Origin of the sequence: Geomonas diazotrophica (assembly GCF_018919385.1) — a bacterium.
Taxonomy (GTDB): Bacteria; Desulfobacterota; Desulfuromonadia; order Geobacterales; family Geobacteraceae; genus Geomonas; species Geomonas diazotrophica.
Genome location: NZ_JAHLMF010000003.1, coordinates 34,817 through 52,210, shown reverse-complemented (window position 1 = coordinate 52,210; position 17,394 = coordinate 34,817). Strand labels below are relative to the sequence as shown.

14 protein-coding genes are annotated in these 17,394 nt (G+C 64.2%); all 14 read left to right on the top strand.

From position 1 onward, the window contains the following. The first annotated feature begins 139 nt into the window (after positions 1-139). The 14 genes from larB (at position 140) to KOM00_RS03755 (ending at position 17,342) form a co-directional block, all read left to right on the top strand. Complete coding sequence (larB, locus tag KOM00_RS03820) at positions 140-895, top strand: nickel pincer cofactor biosynthesis protein LarB (protein ID WP_216497513.1); 756 nt, start codon at positions 140-142, stop codon at positions 893-895. Continuing rightward, positions 892-2,049, top strand: a complete 1,158-nt coding sequence (gene larC, locus KOM00_RS03815; protein ID WP_216497512.1) for a nickel pincer cofactor biosynthesis protein LarC — start codon at positions 892-894, stop codon at positions 2,047-2,049. Before larB ends, larC begins: the two co-directional genes overlap by 4 nt. Then, on the top strand, positions 2,046-2,495 hold the full coding sequence (locus KOM00_RS03810) for a phosphatidylglycerophosphatase A family protein (RefSeq protein ID WP_216497511.1): 450 nt from the start codon (positions 2,046-2,048) through the stop codon (positions 2,493-2,495). The genes larC and KOM00_RS03810 overlap by 4 nt, the downstream gene beginning before the upstream one ends. Beyond that, positions 2,492-3,736 carry a competence/damage-inducible protein A gene (locus tag KOM00_RS03805; protein ID WP_216497510.1) on the top strand — a complete coding sequence of 415 codons (1,245 nt, stop codon included), beginning with the start codon at positions 2,492-2,494 and terminating at the stop codon, positions 3,734-3,736. Before KOM00_RS03810 ends, KOM00_RS03805 begins: the two co-directional genes overlap by 4 nt. A gap of 35 nt (positions 3,737-3,771) precedes the next feature. After that, entirely contained in the window at positions 3,772-5,742 is a 1,971-nt protein-coding gene (locus KOM00_RS03800) for a sensor histidine kinase (protein ID WP_216497509.1), read from the top strand. Between the two features lie 262 nt (positions 5,743-6,004). Next, positions 6,005-7,021, top strand: coding sequence for a recombinase RecA (gene recA, locus KOM00_RS03795; RefSeq protein ID WP_216497508.1), 1,017 nt, complete (start codon positions 6,005-6,007; stop codon positions 7,019-7,021). Between the two features lie 3 nt (positions 7,022-7,024). After that, positions 7,025-8,185, top strand: a complete 1,161-nt coding sequence (locus KOM00_RS03790) for a type IV pilus twitching motility protein PilT (protein WP_216497507.1) — start codon at positions 7,025-7,027, stop codon at positions 8,183-8,185. After that, positions 8,186-8,647 carry a regulatory protein RecX gene (locus tag KOM00_RS03785; RefSeq protein ID WP_216497506.1) on the top strand — a complete coding sequence of 154 codons (462 nt, stop codon included), beginning with the start codon at positions 8,186-8,188 and terminating at the stop codon, positions 8,645-8,647. 122 nt (positions 8,648-8,769) lie between these two features. Beyond that, positions 8,770-11,397 carry an alanine--tRNA ligase gene (gene alaS, locus KOM00_RS03780; RefSeq protein WP_216497505.1) on the top strand — a complete coding sequence of 876 codons (2,628 nt, stop codon included), beginning with the start codon at positions 8,770-8,772 and terminating at the stop codon, positions 11,395-11,397. Positions 11,398-11,542: 145 nt separating this feature from the next. After that, the gene (locus KOM00_RS03775; RefSeq protein ID WP_216497504.1) at positions 11,543-12,682 is read left to right on the top strand and encodes a hybrid sensor histidine kinase/response regulator; all 1,140 of its coding nucleotides are present in this window, start codon (positions 11,543-11,545) and stop codon (positions 12,680-12,682) included. 97 nt (positions 12,683-12,779) lie between these two features. Further along, positions 12,780-13,658 (top strand): acetylglutamate kinase, encoded by an 879-nt coding sequence (argB, locus tag KOM00_RS03770; RefSeq protein ID WP_216497503.1) that lies wholly within the window; start codon positions 12,780-12,782, stop codon positions 13,656-13,658. A 160-nt stretch (positions 13,659-13,818) separates the two neighbouring features. Continuing rightward, a complete protein-coding gene (locus KOM00_RS03765; protein ID WP_216497502.1) occupies positions 13,819-15,012 on the top strand; it encodes an acetylornithine transaminase in 1,194 nt (397 codons plus the stop codon). A 143-nt stretch (positions 15,013-15,155) separates the two neighbouring features. Then, positions 15,156-16,067 (top strand): ornithine carbamoyltransferase, encoded by a 912-nt coding sequence (argF, locus tag KOM00_RS03760; protein WP_216497501.1) that lies wholly within the window; start codon positions 15,156-15,158, stop codon positions 16,065-16,067. A gap of 54 nt (positions 16,068-16,121) precedes the next feature. Next, a complete protein-coding gene (locus KOM00_RS03755; RefSeq protein ID WP_216497500.1) occupies positions 16,122-17,342 on the top strand; it encodes an argininosuccinate synthase in 1,221 nt (406 codons plus the stop codon). The last annotated feature ends 52 nt before the right edge of the window (positions 17,343-17,394 follow it).

The following is a 17,394-nucleotide window of genomic DNA, read 5'->3' as shown; positions in this document are numbered from 1 at the left end:
GCGCAGTGACACAACCAGCGCGGCAATCTCTCAGGAATTTATCCCCTCCTGCCAAAAATCGCATTTTTTAGCAGCGAATCCGCACTTTGTATGTTAGCCTTAATCCTATTTTTCAACCTGCGGAGGCAGCTTCATATTCATGCAAAACAAGGTAATTGAAAAGGTCCTCCAGGAGGTGAGCGAGGGGGCGCTCGACGTCGCGCAAGCCCTGCAGCGACTGAAGCACCTCCCCTTCGAAGACCTGGGCTGCGCCACGGTGGACCACCACCGCACCCTGCGCCAGGGCTTTCCCGAAGTCATCTTCGGACAGGGCAAGAGCATCTCCCAGATGCGCGCCATCATCACCGCGCTCGTCGAGAAGGGTGGCAACGTCCTGGCCACCCGCGTCAACGGCGCCAAGGGCGCCAAGCTAAAGGAGTTCTTCCCGCAGGCGGTCTACCATCCCGACGCCCGGGCGCTCACCATCGAGCAGCATCCGGTTGAACTGCGCGGCCGCGGCAAGGTCCTGGTGGTCTGTGCCGGCACCTCGGACATCCCGGTGGCGGCCGAGGCGGTCCTGACCGCCCAGCTTATGGGGAACGAGGTGGAGAAGGTCTACGACGTGGGCGTGGCCGGGCTGCACCGCCTGCTGGCACGGCGCGGCGCGCTCGCGGAGGCCGCGGTGATCATCGTGGTGGCCGGGATGGAGGGGGCGCTCCCCTCGGTGGTGGGAGGCCTGGTCGACAAGCCGGTGATCGCGGTCCCCACCTCGGTTGGATACGGCGCCTCCTTCGGCGGCGTGGCGGCCCTGCTCGGCATGCTCAACTCCTGCGCCGCCGGGGTCACGGTGGTGAACATTGACAACGGCTTCGGGGCCGCCTACGCGGCGAGCCTCATGAACAGGATTCACGGATGAAGGTACTCTATTTCGACTGTTTCGCGGGGATCGCGGGCGACATGACCGTGGCCGGCCTCATCGAGCTCGGGCTCCCGCTGGAGACGCTGCAACAGGAGCTCTCTTCGCTGCCGCTTTGCGGCTACACGCTGGAGAGCCGCAAGGTCGAGCGTCACGGCGTCTCCGGCACCTCCTTCAAGGTCACCCTCGCCGAAGAGGACCAGCCGCACCGCCACTATTCCGGCATCGCCGCGATGATCGAGAAGTCGGGCCTCAAACCCCGGGTCAAGAAGCTCTCCCAGCGCATCTTCCTGAAGCTGGCGCAGGCCGAGGCGAGCGTGCACGGAGTGCCTCTCGAGCGGGTGCACTTCCACGAGGTCGGGGCCGTCGACTCCATCGTCGACATCGTCGGCACCGCAATCGGGCTCGACTACCTGGGGATCGACAAGGTCTACGCATCGGGCCTTCCCTACGGGCGCGGCTTCGTCAAGACCGCGCACGGCCTGCTTCCGGTCCCGGCACCTGCCACCGCGAAGCTGATGGAGGGGATTCCGCTTTCCGCCGACATCGGCGAAGGCGAGCGGGTCACCCCGACCGGCGCGGCCATCGTGGCGGCGCTCGCCGAGAGCTTCGGCCCTCCCCCGGCCATGACCGTCAACGGGACCGGCTACGGCGCAGGGGAAAAGGACTTCCCGGAACTTCCCAACCTGCTCCGGCTGGTGCTCGGGGAGCGCGCCGAGCCGGGCGAGGCCCGTGAGGTGCTGGTCCTCGAGAGCCACATCGACGACATGCCCGGCGAGATTTTCGGCTTCCTCATGGAGCGGCTCATGGAAGCGGGGGCGCTCGACGTCTCCTTCTCGCCGCTGCAGATGAAGAAGAACCGGCCGGGAACCAGGCTCACCGTGATCGCGAAGCCGGGCGACCTGCAGAAACTCTCCGGCATCATCCTGGCGGAGTCGAGCGCCATCGGCCTGCGCTACTACCCGGCCGGCCGGATCACCCTCCCCCGCAGCTGCGGGACGCGGCAGACCTCGCTGGGCGAGGTGCGGGTGAAGCTTTTAGGCAACGGACGGGTCACGCCGGAATACGACTCCTGCCGGGAGATCGCGCTCGGGCAGGGGATGCCGCTCATAGAGGTGTACCGGACGGTGGAGAGGGAGTGCGGCGAGGAATGAGAAAATTCGTGATTGTTTCCGCCACCTGGTTCGGCACCGGCTTTTCCCCCTTTGCCTCCGGAACCGTCGGGACGCTCGGCGCGATCCCCTTCTTCCTGCTCCTCCGCGACCTGCCGCTGTGGCTCTACCTCGTCACCACGGTCGCCTTCACGCTTTTCGCCTGCTGGAGCGCGGGTTTTGGCGAGGAGCTCTGGGGGGAGCACGACTCGGGGAAGATCGTCATCGACGAGGTGGCCGGCTACCTGGTGACCATGATCGCGGTCCCGGCAACCTGGCAGGGGATCCTGATCGGCTTCCTGACGTTCCGCTTCTTCGACATCCTGAAGCCCCAGCCGGCGCGCTGGTTCGACCGTTCGCTGAAAAACGGCTACGGCGTGGTGCTGGACGACATCGTCGCCGGGTTATACGCCTGCGCCGCCACCCACCTGGCGTTGAGGCTCTTGTGAAAGTCGCCGTTCTTTCCATAGGGGACGAGCTCCTCACCGGCGAGGTGACCGACACCAACGCGAGCCATATCGCCGACCGGCTCTACGGTTGCGGCGCCCGGGTCTTCAGGCACCTCACCGTCCCCGACGACGATGAGGCGATCGTGCAGGCCCTTGTCGAGCTGGCCGGGGCAAGCGACGCCGTCATCGTGACCGGCGGACTCGGCCCCACCCCCGACGATTACACCGCTCAGGCCGCTGCACGGGCGGCGGGGGTCGAGCTGGAGCTGTCCCAGGAGGCGCTCGACCACCTGGCCGAGTTCGAGAAGAGGATAGAGAGGCCGCTGCACCCCGCCAACCGTCGCCAGGCGCTCGTCCCCGGTGGATGCCGGCTCATCCCGAACCCCTTGGGGACCGCCTGCGGCTTCACGGTGAAGATCGGCCGGGCGGAGCTCTTCTTCCTCCCCGGGGTCCCGTACGAGATGGAGCGGATGCTGGCGGAGACGGTGCTCCCGGAGTTGCAAAGGCGGCTCCCGCCCCCCTGGCGGCGGATCACCCTGAAGGTCTTCGGCATCCCGGAAGCGGCGATCTCGGAGCGGCTGGAAGGGGCCATCCCGGCAGGAGCGCCCCTGCAGCTCGCCTACTGCGTGAAGTACCCCGAGATCCACGTGATCCTCCGGGCGGCCACGGCAGACGCGGCGCAGCTCGAGGAGGCGGCCGCCGAGGTGCGCAAGCGGCTCTCCCGATACCTTTTCGCCGAGGACGACGAGACCATGGACCAGGTGCTGGCGCGCCTGTTCCGGGAGAGCGGCCTCACCCTGGCGCTGGCCGAGTCCTGCACCGGTGGCATGATCGCTGCCCGCATCACCGCCCTGGCCGGGAGCTCCGCCTACTTCCTGGAAGGAAACGTGACCTACAGCAACGCCGCCAAGAGCCGCATGCTGCGGGTGCCGCCCGAGCTGATCGAACGGCACGGAGCAGTGAGCGAGGAGGTCGCCCGTGCCATGGCCGAAGGGGCCCGCGAAGCTGCGGGGAGCGACCTGGCCCTCTCGGTGACCGGCATCGCCGGGCCGGACGGCGGCACACCGGAAAAGCCGGTGGGCACCGTGTACATCGCCCTGGCCGACGCCGAAACCTGCCGGGTTGAACGCTGCAACTTCCAGGGGGACCGCACCCGGGTCCGCTCCATCACCTGCTTTACCGCGCTCAACTGGCTGCGCCAATACCTCCTCTCCCGCCACGGAGCCGAGTCCCCGAACTAGGGGGGCGATAACAAGCTGGTCAAGGGGAAACCGCCTTGCACTTTGCGCCGCTGTTACTCATAGTCGCCTGCGAACTGCTGCTCCTTCTGATCGAGCAGTACACGCCGCTGCCCGGATGGCTGCACTTCGGTGTCTCCGTGTCGCTCGCGACGGTGCTCCTCTGTTTCGTGGCGCTCTTCAAGCAGCGCCAGGAGACCATGGTGGACGGCCTGCGCCGCGAGATCGGGGAGATGCAGCAGGAGGCGGCCAAGAGCGCGCGGCGCTACAAGAGCCTGCTGGAAGGCGCCGGCAACGCCATCTTCATCTTCAACGTGGAAACGGCTGAGCTCGAAGAGGAGAACCGGCTGGGGCGCGAGCTTTTCGGCTTCACCAAGGACGAGCTCGGCACCATGGTGGTGCGCGACCTGCTCGATCCCTGTGAGCACGAGCGCGTCCGGGGCTTTTTGTACCAGCTGGTGCGGCAGGGCGAGGCCGACTGGGACGAGGTGCGGCTGATACGAAAGGACGGCTCCTCCTTCCTGGGCGAAATCAACGCACGCCTGATCGACCTCGGTGACGAGCAGGTGGCGCACTGCCTGCTGCGCGACATAACGGAGAAGCGGCGCACCGAGCGGGAGATCTGGCAGAGAAACCGCGAGCTCTCCATCCTGAACAACATGCTGACCAGCATGAACCTCGGGACCGAACTGAAGGCGGTGCAGGAAGGGACCCTGCTCCAGTTGATGGAACTGTTCCGTGCCGAAGGCGGCACCCTGCACCTTTCCACCCCCGACACCCTCTCTCCCACCCTCTGCGCCTCGAAATTCGCCTCCCCGGACCTGGAAGAGGTGCTCGGGGAAACCCTGAGCAACCCCGAAGGCTTCCGGGAGGTTTGCATCGTGCCGCTCGGCACTGCCTGCCAAGGATGGGGGAGCCTCACCTCCATTCCCGTCAGTTCCCAGGAGCACCTGATCGGGGTGATACACCTGATCCACCGCGAACCCCACAGCTACGCCCCGGAAGAACTGCGTTTCCTGGAGACGGTCGGCAAGCAGATGGGGAGCATCATCGAGCAGATCAGGCTCTTCACCGAGCTCAAGTGGAAGAGCGAGGAGTTGCTCCGCTCGCACCGGCTCCTCGAGAAGAGCAGCCACAACCTCTCCGTTTCCGAAACCAAGCTGAAGCAGAACCTCGCGCTGGTGGAAAGGGCGCACCTGGAGCAGGTCCGGCTGGATCGCATGAAGAACCAGTTCCTGGGCATGGTCTCCCACGAGTTCAACACGCCGCTTACCAGCATCCTGTCGGGGGTCGACCACCTGCTGCAGCAGGGGTGGAGCTCGCAGGAGGACGCCTGCCGGGTGCTGGAGATGGTGCGCGACGGCGGGCTCAGGCTGAAGGCGCTGGTCGCGGACCTTTTGAAGCTGATCCGGCTGGAGTCGCGCCGGGAAGGGCTGGAGACCTCCGCCATCCACCTGAGGATGCTGCTCGAGACCCTCCTGGACCAGCTCCAGCCCCTGTTCGAGGAGCGCGGCCAGGTGGTTACGCTGCGCGACCTGGACCACCTCCCCTTCTTCCAGGGGGACTGCGGCTACCTGGAGCGGGTCTTCTACGAGCTCCTTTTGAACGCCATCCGCTTCAGCCCCGAAGGGGGCGAGATCGTGGTGAACGGCCGGGTGGTCCAACGGAAGGACCTGCACCAGCGCGCCCACACGCTTGCGCGCTTCAATCCCGACTTCCTCAGGCGCTGCGGCGACCGCTGCTATCTGGAAGTCGAGGTGCGCGACTGCGGCATCGGCATCCCGCTGCACGAGCAGCAGGGGATCTTCGAGATCTTCTACGAGGTGGGGGAGATCAGGCACCACTCAAGCGGCAGACGGCAGGGCAAAGGCGCCGGGTTGGGGCTGGCCATCGTCAAGGGTATGGTCGAGGCCCACGGCGGCATGGTCTGGGTGGAGAGCAACGACGGCAGCTCCTTCTTCCTGGTGCTCCCCCTGGAGCAGGAGCTGATCCAGCCGGCTCTGTTCTAAAACGTGTTCCAGGTTCTACGTTCTATGTTCTATGTTCTACGTTCCATGTTCCAGGGCGACTGCTTTGGGCGGCGGCGCGGGAAAATCGGCTGTCGCGCCGGGGGGGGAAGTCGCTTTTCGAGGTTTTAACGTAGAACGCAGAACATAGAACGCGGAACGGTCGCCTTTGCATTTGCCTTTGCGGTTTTAGTTGTGTTATGTGTGATTGGTTCCGGAACCAGACCCAAAACAGCGCCTGACAAGGCTAAGGAGATATAAAACGATGCTCGACAAGGAAAAAGCGGAAAAAGCCCTCGACCTGGCCATGAGCCAGATCGAGAAACAGTTCGGCAAAGGGGCCATCATGAGGCTCGGCAACGAGGAGGCGCTGCCGGACGTGGCGTCGATCCCGACCGGTTCCCTCTCCCTGGACCTGGCGCTGGGGGTTGGGGGCGTGCCCCGCGGCCGCGTCATCGAGATCTTCGGGCCGGAATCCTCCGGCAAGACCACCCTCGCCCTCCACGTGATCGCCGAGGCCCAGAAGCTGGGCGGCATCGCCGCATTCGTCGACGCGGAACACGCCCTCGACATCGGCTACGCCAGGAAACTGGGCGTCAAGACCGACGACCTCCTGGTCTCCCAGCCGGACACCGGCGAGCAGGCGCTGGAAATCGCGGAAACCCTGGTACGTTCCGGCGCCATCGACGTCCTCGTCGTCGACTCCGTCGCCGCCCTGGTACCGAAAGCCGAGATCGAGGGCGACATGGGCGACTCGCACATGGGCCTGCAGGCGCGCCTGATGTCCCAGGCACTCAGAAAGCTCACCGGCATCATCTCCAAGTCCAACTGCTGCGTCATCTTCATCAACCAGATCAGGATGAAGATCGGCGTCATGTTCGGCAACCCGGAAACCACCACCGGCGGCAACGCGCTCAAGTTCTACGCCTCGGTGCGCATGGACATCAGGAAGATCGCGGCCCTCAAGCAGGGCAACGACATGATCGGATCCCGGACCCGCGTCAAGGTGGTGAAGAACAAGGTGGCCCCCCCCTTCAAGGAAGTGGAGTTCGACATCCTCTACGGCGAAGGTATCTCCAAGGAAGGGGACATCCTCGATCTCGCCGTGGAACGCAACGTGGTGGAAAAGAGCGGCGCCTGGTTCTCCTACGGCAAGGAGCGCATCGGCCAAGGGCGCGAGAACTCCCGGATGTTCCTCAAGGAACACCCGGAGATCACCGAAGAGATCAGGGCAAAACTCACCGCTCCAGAACAAGACGCCCAAGCATCCGGCGCAGCCTAAGCCATGCAACTTAACGAGATCCTCGGCATAGCCATGAAGGCGAAGGGGTCGGACATCCACCTGAAGGCGGGGCTTCCCCCCATCGTCAGGATCGACGGCTCCCTGCGTGCCATCCCCAACGCGGAGCGGCTCTCCAGCGAGGTGGTCAGGAACATGGCCTTCTCCATCATGAACGAGCGCCAGAAGCGGATCTTCGAGGAGAACTACGAAGTGGACCTCTCCTACGGGGTCCCGGGTCTCGGGCGCTTCCGCGTCAACGCCTTCGCCCAGCGCGGGACGGTGGCGATGGTGCTGCGCGCCATTCCGATCGCCATCCCCACCCTGGAGACGCTGAACCTGCCGCCGGTGCTGAAGAAACTCGCACTGGAGCAGCGCGGCCTGGTCCTGGTCACCGGCACCACCGGTTCCGGCAAGTCCACCACGCTCGCCTCCATCATCGACTACATCAACGAGCACCGGACCTGCAACATCATCACCATCGAGGACCCGGTCGAGTACCTGCACAAGGACAAGAAGAGCCTGATCAGCCAGCGCGAGGTCGGCTTCGACACGCTCACCTTCGGCAAGGCGCTCACCTCGGCCCTGCGCCAGGACCCCGACGTGATCCTGGTGGGCGAGATGCGCGACTACGAGACCATAGAGACCGCGCTGACCGCCGCCGAGACCGGGCACCTCGTGCTCTCCACCCTGCACACCCTGGACGCCGCCGAGACCATCAACAGGGTCATCTCGGTGTTCCCCCCCTTCCACCAGCGCCAGGTGAGGATGCAGCTGGCCGGCATCCTGAGGGGGGTCATCTCGCAGAGGCTGGTCCCCCGCATGGACGGCAAGGGGCGCGTCCCCGCCGTCGAGGTCATGATCGGCACCGCGCGCATCAGGGACTGCATCGACGACAAGGAAAAGACCAAGCAGATCCCGGACGCCATCGCCCAGGGGCACACGAGCTACGGGATGCAGACCTTCGACCAGTCGCTCATGCAGCTTTTGAGCAGGAAGCTGATCACCTACGAAGAGGCCATGCGCCAGTCCAGCAACCCCGACGACTTCGCCCTCAAGGTTTCCGGCATCTCCTCCACCTCGGACTCCAGCTGGGACAACTTCGCCGAAGAGCCGGAAGCTGCGGCCGAAGGCGGCGAAGGGGACCTGGTCATCGAGAAGTACTAGGTGCAGCGCGGTAGCGCCTTCGACTGCTCCCTGCGCGTTCTCACCCTGCGCGACCACTCCGAGGGGGAGCTTAGGAAGAAGCTTTCCGGCAAGGGGTACCAAGAGGGAGAGATCGAGGCGAGCGTAGTCCGGATGAAGGAGCTCGGCTACCTGGACGACCTGCGCTTCGCCCGCAGCTTCGCCTCCTCGGCGCTGCGAAACGGCAAGGGGGTCGGGCCGAGGCTGAAGCTGGAACTCTCCCGCCGCGGCGTGGCAGGGAACATCGTGAGCCAGGTGCTGGACGAGATGGCACTGGAGTACAGCGAGGCTGAGCTGTTGACGCAGTTGATGCAGCGCCGCTATCCCGGTTTCGACGCGGCCACCGCCTCCGACAAGGAGAAGCGGCGCATCGTAGGCTACCTGCAGAGGAAGGGTTTTTCCCTCTCGGCCATCTTCCGCGAGCTGAAGGCGCAGGAGGATTGAAGGCGGGCGAATAATCATTCGCCCCCCACACCAGCCCCGGGAAAAGGGTGCACCCTGTACACCCCCGCACGACGCACAACCGTTACAAGGTTTAGATATCCCATTTTATTTGAGGTTTTTTTATGACAGGCAAAGAGATCCGGGCGCAGTTCTTCAACTTCTTTCAGAGAAAGGGTCACACCCTGGTGGAGAGCTCGAACCTCATCCCGAAGAACGACCCCACCCTGCTCTTCACCAACGCGGGGATGAACCAGTTCAAGGACGTGTTTCTGGGCCTTGAGAAACGCGACTACATCCGCGCGGTCAGCTCGCAGAAATGCGTGCGCGCCGGCGGCAAGCACAACGACCTCGAGAACGTCGGCCGCACCGCGCGCCACCACACCTTCTTCGAGATGCTGGGTAACTTCTCCTTCGGCGACTACTTCAAGAAGGAAGCGATCGCCTACGCCTGGGAATTCCTCACCGTCGAACTCGGCCTCTCCAAGGACCGCCTCTACGTCACGGTCTACAACGACGATGACGAGGCCGCGGACATCTGGCACAACCAGGAAGGGGTGCCGCGCGAGCGCATCTACCGCTTCGGCGAGAAGGACAACTTCTGGGCCATGGGCGACACCGGCCCCTGTGGTCCCTGCTCCGAGATCTTCTGGGACAACGGCCCCGGCACCGGCTGCGGCTCGCCGGACTGCGCGGTCGGCTGCGACTGCGACCGCTACATGGAGATCTGGAACAACGTCTTCATGCAGTTCAACCGCGACAAGGACGGCACACTGACTCCGCTCCCCAAACCGTCCGTCGACACCGGCATGGGTCTCGAGCGCATCTCCGCCGTCATGCAGGGGGTCACCTCCAACTACGACACCGACCTGATCCAGGGGATCATCCGCCACATCGAGGGGATCTGCGGCAAGAAGTACCGCTCCGACGAGAAGGACGACGTCTCCATGCGCGTCATCGCCGACCACTCCCGCGCCACCACCTTCCTCATCTGCGACGGCGTGCTCCCCTCCAACGAGGGGCGCGGCTACGTGCTCCGGCGCATCATGCGCCGCGCCGCCCGCCACGCTAAGATGCTGGGGGTGTCCGAGCCGATGCTCTACCGCGTCGTCGACGCCGTCAACATGATGATGGGCGACGCCTACCCGGAACTGCTCGAGCGCGAGCACTACGTGAAGAAGGTGATCAAGGCGGAGGAGGAGCGCTTCATCGAGACCCTCGACCGCGGCCTGGCCATCCTCAACGAGGAGACCGCTGCGCTCAAGGCCAAGGGTGAGACGGTTCTGTCCGGCGAAGTGATCTTCAAGCTCTACGACACCTTCGGCTTCCCGGTCGACCTCACCGCCGACATCGTCGAGGCGGAAGGGCTCACCCTTGACGAGGACGGCTTCGCCCTGTGCATGGAGAAGCAGCGCGTCAAGGCGAGGGAGAACTGGAAGGGTTCCGGCGAGCAGGGGCTCGCGGCCATCTACAAGGAGCTGCACGGCTCCGGCATTAACAGCGAGTTCGTCGGCTACGCCGAGCAGACCGCCTACTCCACCGTGAGCGCCATCATCAAGGGTGGCGTCCTGGTCGAGGAGGCCAACGCCGGGGACGAGGTCGAAATCGTCACCGCCAGGACCCCCTTCTACGGCGAGTCCGGCGGGCAGGCGGGCGATAGCGGCACCATCTCCACCGGCGCCGCGCACATCGAGGTGGAGGGCACCACCCGCCCCTTCACCGACCTCATCGTGCACCGCGGCAAGGTCGTGTCCGGCAACGTCCGCAACGGCGAGGCGGTCGACCTGAAGGTCGCCTCGGCGAACCGCGCCGCGACCGCGAGAAACCACACCGCGACCCACCTCCTGCAGGCGGCGCTGCGCGAGGTGCTCGGCGACCACGTCAAGCAGGCCGGCTCCCTGGTCACCCCGGACCGTCTGCGCTTCGACTTCACCCACTTCAGCCCGATGACCGCCGAGGAGATCCGCAGGGTCGAGGTCCTGGTGAACGGCCACATCATGGCCAACGACGCCGTCGACGCACGCGAGATGCCGGCCGCCGAGGCCCTCGCCGCGGGCGCCACCGCGCTCTTCGGCGAGAAGTACGGCGACATCGTGCGCGTGGTGCGCGTAGGCGACGTCTCCTCGGAGCTGTGCGGCGGTACCCACGTGCACGGCGCCGGCGAGATCGGCTTCTTCAAGATCATCTCCGAGGCGGGCATCGCCGCGGGCGTCAGGCGCATCGAGGCCCAGACCGGGCACGGCGCCCTGGCAGTGGTGCACCAGATGGAAGACGAGCAGAGGAGCATCGCGACGCTTCTGAAGGCCGAGGGGGTCAGCACCCTGGATCGCGTGGAGAAGCTCCTGGCGGGCCAGCGCGAGCTGCAGAGGGAACTCGAGGCGCTGCAGGCGAAGGTGAACGCCTCCAAGTCCGCCGACCTGATCCAGCAGGTGCGCGAGCAAAACGGCGTCAAGGTCCTCGCCGTCAAGGTCGACGGCGACGCCAAGGGGCTGCGCGAGCTTTCCGACACCCTCAAGGAGCGCATCGGTTCCGGCATCATCGTCTTGGGCGCGGGTGACGCGGTCAAGGCGAACCTGCTGGTGGCGGTCACCTCCGATCTCACCTCGCGCTGGAAGGCCGGCGACATCATCAAGGCCATCGCCCCGATCGTCGGGGGCAACGGCGGCGGCAAGCCGGAACTGGCCCAGGCTGGCGGCTCCAAGCCGGAGAACCTCGCCGAGGCGCTCGAGGCGGTGTACCGCATCGTAGGGTAGAACGATCATCCGGCTCCCCTCCCCCTGGCGGGGGAGGGGGAGTTATTGGCACCCTCCTTGCCGGAAAGGAGAGGCAAACTCCAACGCAGTAAAGCCGTCGCCAGGTAAGACAGGCAGACAAATCCAGCACAACCGGGACATGCCGATGCTCGAACTGACCGCCCAGCACAGCCAGGAACTCCTGCACGACAGGGAAAAGCAGACCATCCTCATCGTCGACGATGAAGGGGTGATCCGCGACCTGTGCAAGCGGGTGCTCAACGACTACCACATCGTCGAGGCGGGGGACGGGCAGGAGGCGTACGAGATATTCCTGCGCGGCGGCATCGACGTCATTCTCACCGACGTCATGATGCCCCGGATGGACGGCATCGAGCTCCTGAAAAAGCTCAAGGAGCGGGAGCCGACCATGGTGGTCATCATCATGACCGGCTTTGCCGACAAGGACCTGATCCTGAAGGCCTTGAAGGCCGACGCGGACGACTTCATCACCAAGCCGCTCAACCTGCTTCAGCTGAAGAGCGCCATCAGCAAGGCGCTGGTGAAAAAGGCCCTCAAGGAGGAGATCGCCAACCTCAGGAACCTGGACCGTTTCAAGACGGTGTTCCTGTCGCTCATCTCCCACAAATTCCGCACCCCCATCACCTCCATCTCGCTGTTCCTGCAGAACCTGGCGGCAGGGGTGATCGACCCGTCCGACGAGGGGGCCAAGGAACACATCAAGCTGATCTACAACGAGGCGTGCTACCTGGGAAACCTGGTCACCGACCTGCTGACCTTCTCCTCGGTCATGGACAGCGGCGTCGGGCTGAACCTGGAACCCTGCACCCTCAACCTGCTGCTCCCCAAGCTCTTGCAGGAAGCCCAGGAAATCGCCGACCGTCCCGGCGTCACCACCCATATCACCCTGGACAACGTCCCGGAGCTTATGCTGGACCGCGACAAGGTGAGCTTCGCCGTGCGCCAGGTGATCGACAACGCCATCAAGTTCTCCAAGGAAACCGGCGTGGTCTGCGTGACGCTGAGAAACCTGGAAGACCAGTGCGAGATCACGGTCCAGGACAACGGGATCGGCATCCCCACCGAGCAGCTCCCCAAGCTGTTCGAGAAGTTCTACCAGGTCGACGAGGAGCACACCGGCCAGGTGCGCGGCTTCGGACTCGGCCTTTTCTACGTGCGCGAGTTCATCCGGATGCACGGCGGTACCGTCAGCATCGACAGCGAGGAAAACGTCGGCACCCGCGTCGTCATCACCCTCCCCAGCAAAACCAGCCAAAGCCCCTGAAAAGCCTGAGGCTTCCCCCTGTTTGAAGTTGATTATTTCCCCCTATCTGCTATATTAACGACTTTCTGTGCACTAATTAACGCTAGAAGAGGCACTCATGCAGCATCTCATAGAGAAGGCGAGCACCCTCATGGAGGCTCTTCCCTATATCAGGCGTTTCTCGGGGAAGACCATCGTCATCAAGTACGGCGGGCACGCCATGGCAGAAGAGAAGCTGAGGAAGTCTTTTGCCCTTGACATCATCCTGCTCAAATACATCGGCATCAACACCGTGGTAGTGCACGGCGGCGGCCCCCAGATCAACGAGACACTGAAGCGCTACGGGATAGTGTCGGAGTTCGTCAAGGGGATGCGCGTGACCGACGCGGAAACCATGGGCGTGGTGGAGATGGTTCTGACCGGGCAGGTGAACCGCGAGGTGGTCGGCTACATCAACCAGCACGGCGGCCGGGCGGCGGGCCTTTCCGGCAAGGACGGCAACCTCTTGCTGTGCGAGAAGCTGCTCCAGGAAATCCGACGAGAGGACGGCGGGGTCGAGATGGTCGACATCGGCTTCGTAGGCGACGTCGTCGAAGTGAATCCCGCCATTTTGCAGACATTGGAAAAGGGTGGCTTCATCCCGGTCATCGCGCCGGTGGGTGTGGGCCGCGACGGGCAGAGCTACAACATCAACGCAGACGTGGTGGCCGGCAAGGTCGCCGCGGCACTCGGGGCGGAAAAGCTGATCCTCCTGACCGACGTCTCCGGCGTCAAGAACAAGGAAGGGGAGCTTCTTTCCAGCATTCCGCTGGCCGACGTACCTGAGTTGATCGACAACGGCACCGTCACCGGCGGCATGATCCCGAAAGTGACCTGCTGCACCGACGCGCTCGCCGCGGGAGTCAAGAAGGCCCACATCGTGGACGGCCGGATCGAGCACGCCATCCTTTTGGAGATCTTCACCAACGTAGGCATCGGGACGGAGATACAGGCTTAACTGCTGTTCTGCATTCTATGTTCTATGTTCTACGTTCACGGCGCCAAGGCGCCGGCGGTGGAGATACTGTGACATTGATTCAGTGACGGCCGGTTCGGTTCCGTTCGGGTTCTAAAGTAGAACCTGGAACGCAGAACATAGAACGGCTTCTGGAGGTTTTATGAATTCATCTGCCTGGATAGACAAGGCTGACAAATACATCATGAAGACGTACGGACGGTACCCGCTGGTGCCGGTTAAGGGCGAGGGATGCTACCTCTGGGACGCGGACGGCAAACGCTACCTCGACTTCCTGGCCGGGGTCGCCGTCAACAACCTCGGTCACTGCCACCCCAAGGTCACGGCGGCGCTCGCCAAGCAGGCGGCCGAGCTGATCCACTGCTCGAACTACTACCACATCCCGACCCAGATCGAACTGGCTGAGCTTTTGTGCAACCTCTCCTTCGCCAACAAGGCCTTCTTCTGCAACTCGGGCGCCGAGGCGAACGAGGCGGCCATCAAGCTGGCCAGAAAGTACAGCCGTGAGAAGTTCGGGCTCGACCGCTACGAGATCATCACCGCCATATCCTCGTTCCACGGCCGCACCATGGCTACCGTTTCCGCCACCGGCCAGGAGAAGGTGCAGAAGTTCTTCGATCCGCTCCTGCACGGCTTCCGCCACATCCCCTTCAACGACGCCCAGGCGCTCAGGGAGGCCATCGGCCCCGGCACCTGCGCCGTCATGCTGGAGCCGATCCAGGGCGAGGGGGGCGTGGTGGTTCCCGACGCCGCCTATTTCCAGGAAGTGCGCAAGATCTGCGACGAGAACCACCTGATCCTCATCTTCGACGAGGTCCAGGTGGGGATGGGGCGCACCGGCAAGATGTTCGCCCACGAGCACTTCGGCATCACCCCGGACATCATGACGCTCGCCAAGGCGCTGGCCGGCGGGGCCCCGATCGGGACCATGCTCGCCACCGACAAGCTGGCGGAATCCTTCACCCCGGGCACCCACGGCTCCACCTTCGGCGGCAACCCGCTGGTGACCGCCGCCGCGGTGGCCACCGTGCGCGCCATCCAGGAGGAAGGGATCCTGAACCACACCGAGGAGATCGGCGAGTACCTGATGGGCGAACTGGAGGCGCTGGGCAGGAAGTTCCCCGGCCTGATCACCGAGGTGCGCGGCATCGGCCTCATGATCGGCGTGGAGCTCGCCATCCCGGGCGGCGACATCGTCAAGACCGCCCTCTCCCGCGGGCTCCTCTTGAACTGCGCCCAGGAGAAGGTGCTCCGCTTCGTCCCGCCGCTCATCGTCGGGAAGAAGGAGGTGGACGAGATGATCGCCACCTTGACGGAGATTTTGCAGGAACTGTAGGCGTTGTCCCCGCGCCGTCCACCCATCTCCCCCGGAGGGGGGAGTGATGCTCCCCTCGCCCTACGGGAGAGGGGGGCTAGGGAACAAAGAGTAGCGATGCCGCACGCCGGCACTATCATACCGAGAAGCGAGAACAAGCGAATATGAAAAAAGACTTCCTTGCGCTGAGCCAGTTCACCAAAGCCGAACTGGACGCCATGTTTGCCCTGACCAAGGACCTCAAAGCAAAGACCAAGAGCGGCGTCGAGCACCACCTCCTCAAGGGGAAATCGCTGGCCATGATCTTCGAGAAGTCCTCGACACGCACCAGGATCTCGTTCGAGGTCGGCATGTACCAGCTGGGGGGGCACCCGCTCTTCATCTCCAGCAAGGACTCCCAGATGGGGCGCGGCGAGCCGATCAAGGACACCGCCCGCGTCATGGCCCGCTACTGCGACGGCGTCATGATCCGCACCTTCGCCCAGGCGACCGTCGAGGAGTTCGCGAAATACGCCTCCATCCCCGTCATCAACGGCCTGACCGACCTGCACCACCCCTGCCAGATCATGGCCGACGTGTTCACCGTGATCGAGCACAAGGGGAGCTACGACGGGCTCAAGTTCGCCTGGATCGGCGACGGCAACAACATGGCCAACTCCTGGATCGAGGCGGCCGCCATCTTCGGCTTCGACCTGACGCTGGCCTGCCCCGAAGGGTACGACCCGAACGCCGAGGTGCTCGCGTGGGCGCAGAAGAACGGCTCCTCCAAGATCGTGATCACCCGCGACCCCAAAGAGGCCGCCAAGGACGCCGACGTGCTCAACACCGACGTCTGGGCCAGCATGGGACAGGAAGAGGAGCAGAAGATCCGCGAGAAGGCCTTCGCCGGCTACCAGCTGAACGAGGAACTGCTCGATCTCGCCAAGGGGAACGCCATGGTGCTGCACTGCCTGCCGGCGCACCGCGGCGAGGAGATCAGCGACGAGGTTATCGAAGGTCCCCACTCCGCCGTCTGGGACGAAGCGGAGAACCGCCTGCACGTCCAGAAAGCCATCATGGCCACACTGATGAAATAATCCGACCGGCCGCCCTCAGGGTGGCCAGAGCGATCAACGACCAAAGGAGAACCCATGGCAAAGAAAGAAGTGAAAAAGATCGTCCTCGCCTACTCGGGCGGGCTTGACACCTCCATCATCCTCAAGTGGCTCAAGAACGAGTACGGCTGCGAGGTGGTGACGTTCTCCGCAGACCTGGGCCAGGGCGACGAGCTGGAGCCGGTGCGCGAGAAGGCATTCAAGACGGGCGCCGACAAGGTGTACATCGACGACCTGCGCGAGGAGTTCGTCAGCGACTTCGTGTACCCGATGTTCCGCGCCAACGCCATCTACGAGGGGTCTTACCTCTTGGGCACCTCCATCGCGCGTCCGCTGATCGCCAAGCGCCAGATGGAGATCGCCAAGATCGAGGGGTGCGACGCCGTCTCCCACGGCGCCACCGGCAAGGGGAACGACCAGGTCCGCTTCGAGCTGGCCTACTACCACTTCAACCCGGCCATCACCGTGGTGGCCCCGTGGAGGGAGTGGAAGCTCAACTCCCGCCAGGCGCTGATCAACTACGCCAAGAGAAACGACATCCCGATCCCGATCACCAAGAAGCGCCCCTGGTCTTCCGACCGCAACCTTTTGCACATCTCCTTCGAAGGGGGCATCCTGGAGGACACCTGGCTCGAGCCGCCCGAGAACATGTTCGTGCTCACCAAGGCACCGGAGAAGGCGCCCAACAAGCCGCAGTACATCGAGATCGAGTTCGAAAAGGGTAACGCGGTAGCCGTCGACGGCGTGCGCATGTCCCCGGCGCAGCTTCTGGCCCACCTGAACACCATCGGCGGCGAGCACGGCATCGGCCGCGTCGACCTCCTCGAAAACCGTTCGGTCGGCATGAAGTCCCGCGGCGTGTACGAGACCCCGGGCGGCACCATCCTGCGCGAGGCCCACATGGCGGTCGAGCAGATCACCATGGACCGCGAGGTGATGCACCTGAGGGATTCCCTGATCCCGCGCTACGCCGAGATGATCTACAACGGCTACTGGTTCTCCCCGGAGCGCGAGATGATGCAGTGCCTGATCGACGACTCCCAGAAGACCGTGAACGGCGTCGCGCGCCTGAAGCTTTACAAAGGGCACGTGCGCACCGTGGGCAGGAAGTCCGAGAGCGACTCCCTGTTCAACCTCGACTTCGCCACCTTCGAGAAGGACCAGGTCTACAACCAGGCGGACGCCGAGGGCTTCATCAAGCTGAACTCGCTGAGGCTCAGGATCCGCTCCCTGATGCAGGCCAACAAGAACAAGTAGTTCCGACTGCAGTAAAGGAGGGTCATAGGGGCACGAGGCTTTCGTGCCCCTA

What these genes read in the sequence shown, in the direction of transcription:
- larB (WP_216497513.1), top strand. Translation starts at nt 140, where the DNA reads ATGCAAAACAAGGTAATTGAAAAGGTCCTCCAGGAGGTGAGCGAGGGG.
- larC (WP_216497512.1), top strand. Translation starts at nt 892, where the DNA reads ATGAAGGTACTCTATTTCGACTGTTTCGCGGGGATCGCGGGCGACATG.
- KOM00_RS03810 (WP_216497511.1), top strand. Translation starts at nt 2,046, where the DNA reads ATGAGAAAATTCGTGATTGTTTCCGCCACCTGGTTCGGCACCGGCTTT.
- recA (WP_216497508.1), top strand. Translation starts at nt 6,005, where the DNA reads ATGCTCGACAAGGAAAAAGCGGAAAAAGCCCTCGACCTGGCCATGAGC.
- KOM00_RS03790 (WP_216497507.1), top strand. Translation starts at nt 7,025, where the DNA reads ATGCAACTTAACGAGATCCTCGGCATAGCCATGAAGGCGAAGGGGTCG.
- alaS (WP_216497505.1), top strand. Translation starts at nt 8,770, where the DNA reads ATGACAGGCAAAGAGATCCGGGCGCAGTTCTTCAACTTCTTTCAGAGA.
- KOM00_RS03775 (WP_216497504.1), top strand. Translation starts at nt 11,543, where the DNA reads ATGCTCGAACTGACCGCCCAGCACAGCCAGGAACTCCTGCACGACAGG.
- argB (WP_216497503.1), top strand. Translation starts at nt 12,780, where the DNA reads ATGCAGCATCTCATAGAGAAGGCGAGCACCCTCATGGAGGCTCTTCCC.
- KOM00_RS03765 (WP_216497502.1), top strand. Translation starts at nt 13,819, where the DNA reads ATGAATTCATCTGCCTGGATAGACAAGGCTGACAAATACATCATGAAG.
- argF (WP_216497501.1), top strand. Translation starts at nt 15,156, where the DNA reads ATGAAAAAAGACTTCCTTGCGCTGAGCCAGTTCACCAAAGCCGAACTG.
- KOM00_RS03755 (WP_216497500.1), top strand. Translation starts at nt 16,122, where the DNA reads ATGGCAAAGAAAGAAGTGAAAAAGATCGTCCTCGCCTACTCGGGCGGG.